Genomic DNA, 1037 nt, shown 5'->3' on the forward strand with positions numbered 1-1037 from the left:
GTTGTCAATATAATAATAAACGCCCTCGCTGTCGTCATAAACGAATTCGCCGTGACGTCTGCCGACGATCGCCGACTGCACAACGATATCGCACTGCGGCCCGTTATATATCCTGCCGAAGCTCATGTCGCCCCTGAGCGGAACAACGCTCGGCTTGCAGCGACAGTCCACGACAAGCAGGGTCGCCGGAAGAACGGGCGCGGGACGGTAAAACATGGTTTTCTGATTATCCATAAAAGTACCCCTATGATAACATTTTTATACTCTTATATTTTACACTGTGCAAAAAGCCATGTCAAGCCTTTTATGAAAATGGATTTGTGTTTGTTTTCAACAAATAATTATTTAACGCGGATATTTTAAAACCATAAAAGGCGGTTTCAGGCATTTCCTTTCCATATATAAAAAATATCTTGCTTTTCCGAGAAAACTATGGTATAATACACTAGATGCAAGTTGCCAATGCGTTCAAATAAAAGGGCGGCAGGCCCTGTGCGATCAGGACCTGCGAACCATGTCAGGCGGGGAACCGAGCAGCATTAAGCAGTTTTCCCGATGCGATGCAGTAAGTCTGCCGTCTTTTTATTTGAATGAAAGCGGCTTGCATTACTTGCATATTAATGCAAAATTATCTGCCCAAGTCGGAGGTGAGAGCCTTGTATCAGGTGCTGTACCGCAAATGGCGACCCAAGACTTTTGATGACGTTTCGGGTCAGGAGCACATCACGACCACGCTGAAAAATGAGATAATCGAAAACAGGCTCAACCACGCCTATCTGTTCACGGGCTCGCGCGGCACGGGCAAAACCACCTGCGCCAAGATTCTGGCAAAGGCGGTAAACTGCCTCGAACCCAAAAACGGCAGTCCGTGCGGCGAATGTGAGATCTGCAAGGGCATCGAGAACGGCAGCATCCTCGATATAGTTGAGATGGACGCGGCGTCCAACCGCAAGATCGAGAATATCCGCGACATCATCGACGAGGTGCAGTACAAGCCGAACAAGGCGCGCTACCGCGTTTACATCGTAGACGAGGTG

The 1037-nt window shown here is 48.4% G+C and carries 2 protein-coding genes and 1 other RNA gene; 2 read left to right on the forward strand and 1 reads right to left on the reverse strand.

Translation table 11 applies throughout. The features are described 5' to 3' along the window. Positions 1-234: FHA domain-containing protein (locus tag KQI64_RS06745; protein WP_216523946.1), on the reverse strand; the 234-nt coding region annotated here is incomplete at its 3' end. Between the two features lie 247 nt (positions 235-481). On the opposite strand from KQI64_RS06745, the gene ffs reads away from it, so the two are divergent. Beyond that, positions 482-580, forward strand: an RNA gene (gene ffs, locus KQI64_RS06750) — signal recognition particle sRNA small type. Between the two features lie 76 nt (positions 581-656). Then, positions 657-1037, forward strand: a 381-nt coding sequence (locus KQI64_RS06755; RefSeq protein WP_334299538.1) for an AAA family ATPase, incomplete at its 3' end; no start/stop codon positions are given.

The sequence above is a fragment of the Lachnoclostridium sp. MSJ-17 genome (assembly GCF_018918205.1).
Classification (GTDB): domain Bacteria; phylum Bacillota; class Clostridia; order Oscillospirales; family Acutalibacteraceae; genus Ruminococcoides.